This window comes from Asticcacaulis sp., assembly GCF_027484505.1.
GTDB lineage: Bacteria > Pseudomonadota > Alphaproteobacteria > Caulobacterales > Caulobacteraceae > Asticcacaulis.
Window position 1 is genome coordinate 1 of record NZ_JAIXSV010000322.1, and the last position, 3,062, is coordinate 3,062.

Annotated in this window: 4 protein-coding genes; all 4 read right to left on the minus strand. The window is 60.6% G+C overall.

Going from position 1 to position 3,062, the window contains the following annotated elements; all coding sequences use genetic code 11:
• Positions 1 to 108 precede the first annotated feature (108 nt).
• Positions 109 to 903 (minus strand): indole-3-glycerol phosphate synthase TrpC, encoded by a 795-nt coding sequence (gene trpC / locus Q0072_RS18865; RefSeq protein WP_298333092.1) that lies wholly within the window; start codon positions 901 to 903, stop codon positions 109 to 111.
• A gap of 3 nt (positions 904 to 906) precedes the next feature.
• Positions 907 to 1,920 carry an anthranilate phosphoribosyltransferase gene (gene trpD, locus Q0072_RS18870; RefSeq protein WP_298333093.1) on the minus strand — a complete coding sequence of 338 codons (1,014 nt, stop codon included), beginning with the start codon at positions 1,918 to 1,920 and terminating at the stop codon, positions 907 to 909.
• Entirely contained in the window at positions 1,913 to 2,506 is a 594-nt protein-coding gene (locus tag Q0072_RS18875) for an aminodeoxychorismate/anthranilate synthase component II (protein ID WP_298333094.1), read from the minus strand. The genes trpD and Q0072_RS18875 overlap by 8 nt, the downstream gene beginning before the upstream one ends.
• A 175-nt stretch (positions 2,507 to 2,681) precedes the next feature.
• The coding region (locus Q0072_RS18880) for a hypothetical protein (RefSeq protein WP_298333095.1) at positions 2,682 to 3,062 on the minus strand (381 nt) is incomplete at its 5' end.

A 3,062-nucleotide genomic window follows, 5' to 3' on the forward strand; every position in this document is an offset into this window, starting at 1 on the left:
GTCCACCCGCTGCAAAAGTTTGTCCCCGGACATGGCAATATTTAGCGCATGAATGGTGAACAAGTCATGAACTTGTGCAAAGTGTTCTGTATGCGTTCTTGAGTCTTGTCAAGCGGGCGCGAGCAGATTCTTCGCCGCCTGGGTAACGTCGCCCTGCCGCATCAGGCTTTCGCCGACCAGCATGGCAGTGGCCCCGGTTTTTTCGAGCCGTGCCACGTCCTGCGGCGTAAAGATACCGCTTTCGGCGACCAGAACGTGCTGCGGTCCGACCATGTCCGACAGGTCCTCGGTCGTTTTCAGATCGACATCAAAAGTTCTTAAGTTGCGGTTGTTTATACCGATCAGTGGAGAGGTTAGCTTAAGCGCGCGTTCCATTTCCGGCGCGTCGTGCACCTCGACCAACGCGTCCATGCCATAGGCATGGGCGGCCGCGATCAGATCGGCGGCCAAGGCGTCGTCGATCATCGCCATAATGACAAGAATGGCATCGGCCCCAAGGCTGCGCGACTCGGCGACCTGCCACACATCGACAAGGAATTCCTTACGGATGCAGGGCAGGGTGACGGCATTACGGGCGGCCACAAAGTGCGATTCGTGACCCATAAAGCTCGGCGCATCGGTCAGGATCGAAAGACAGGACGCGCCACCCGCCTGATAAGCCGCCGCTAGGCTGGCCGGTTCGAAATCCTCGCGAATCAGTCCCTTAGACGGGCTGGCTTTTTTGACCTCGGCGATCAGAGACAGGCTTTTGGGCTGTTTGCGGGCCACCAGCGCATTTTGAAAGCCGCGCGGTGCGCTGACCTCTTTGATGCGTGCCTCCAGCGCCGACAGTGACGCCGCAGGCTTGCGTTCGGCGACTTCCGTGCGCTTGTAAGTGGCGATCTTTTCCAGAATATCAGACATGTCTTAGCTGTTTGTAAGGGTGACGAGTTGGTCGAGCGCCGCCAGAGCCTTGCCGTCATCGAGGCTGGCGGCAGCGTGATCGAGCCCTTCACGCAGGGTCTCAACCGCCCCGCCGACCATGAAGGCCGCCGCAGCATTGAGCATGACGATATCACGATAGGGGCCTTTTTCGCCCTCCAGCAACCGCCGCAACGCCGCCGCATTGTGTTCCGGAGCGCCGCCCGTAATGTCGGCCAGCGCCGCGCGCGGCAGCCCCACCGCTTCGGGCGTAATGCTAAACAGGCGTAACTTGCCGTCCTTCCATTCCGCCACCTCGGTTTCGCCCGTGGTCGTCAGTTCATCGAGACCGGAACCGTGTACGACCCAGGCGTGAACGGCCTCAAGCTGCCCCAAGGCCTTGCCAATCGGCTCTATAAAGCGCGGCGAGGGCACGCCCACCACCTGACGGCGCGCGCCAGCGGGATTGGTGAGGGGGCCCAAAAGGTTGAAAATGGTGCGGAAACCGAGCTGCTGACGGATCGGAGAGACATGCTTCATCGCCCCGTGATGCGCCACAGCGAAAAGGAAGCAGATACCGGCTTCGTCCAGCGCCTTGCGCTGCTGCTCCGGCGTGGCGTCGATATTGACGCCCAGAGCCGCCAGAACATCCGCCGTGCCGGATTTCGAGGTGATGGCGCGGTTGCCGTGCTTGGCGACCTTCAGGCCACCGCCGGCCGCCACAAAGCCTACAGCTGTGGATATGTTGAGCGTATGCAGCCCATCGCCACCGGTGCCGCAGACATCGACCGTGTCATAGGGATGGTCGAGCCTCTTGGCCGCGGCGCGCATGGCGCGGGCGCAGGCAGCGATTTCGCCCACGGTTTCACCGCGCAGACGGATGGCGGTCACGGCAGCCGCCACCTGAGCCGGGGTCGGTTCGCCGCGCAGGCAGGCGGAAAAGAAGATTTCGGCGTCGGCGTCAGACAGGGTCTGACCGTCCGCCAGCTTGGCCAGCAAGGGTTTGAAGGCGTCAGACATAGAGGTTGTGGCTCTCGATACCAGCCAGACGCAGGAAGTTGGCCAGAATCTGATGGCCGCCTTCGGTGGCAATGGATTCCGGATGGAACTGCACGCCGTGGATGGGGCGTGTGCGGTGCTGGACGCCCATGATTTCGCCGTCTTCGGTCCAGGCGGTGACGATCAGGTCATCGGGCAGAGTTTCGCGCTTGATGGCCAGCGAATGATAGCGCGTTGCCGTAAACGGATTGGGCAGGTCCTTGAACAGGCCGATGTCTTTATGGTGGATATGGCTGGTCTTGCCATGCATCAGCGTCTTGGCGCGGATGACGTCGCCGCCATAGGCCTGACCGATCGACTGATGCCCCAGACAGACGCCAAAGATCGGCAGATCTTCGGGGGCGGCACGCAACAGAGGCAGGCAGATGCCGGCCTGATCCGGCGCGCACGGTCCGGGCGACAGCAGAACCGCCTTGGGCTTCAGAGCCAGCGCGTCCTGAACGCTCAGGGCGTCGTTGCGGTACACCTGCGTTTCCGCGCCGAGTTCCGCAAGATAGTGCACCAGATTATAGGTGAAGCTGTCGTAATTATCGATGACAAGGATCATGGCCAACTCCCATGCAAGCGATATAGGCAAAGGCGGCGCAAAAACCAAACGGAAATGGCCCGACGCCCGGACGTTTCAACGGTTTCACGCCTGAGCACGTTTAAATTTCCCATAAGATTTATTATGCGATACTTGTGTGTAGCCGGGTGGGCACTCTGAGTGCCCGACTTCCGGCCTATTTCAGCGTCAATTCGTATTCGGGCGTCAGTCGGATCGCGTCGATGCGCGCCACCTGACCGTCCGTGAATTGTGGTTTCACACTGGCGTCAAAATAGACTTTTGAATCCTCGCGCAGCGGCATGACACTGAGCGTCAGCGGCTGCGCCAGTTTGTCGGCATAGCGCTTAAGCCCGATACGCCACGTCCGGCCGATATAGTATTCGTCGTCAAGCATTTGCGGACCCGAAAACAGCCGCGCCACATCGCCCTGATAATCAACATCCAGATAGACGTCGGCTACCCCTTTCAGGGCCTCTTGCGGCACCTTGATGGTCCATGCGGCCGAAGCCCCGAAGCTCTCCGGTTCAGGCACGATGGGTGTATTTCGCGGCCCCCA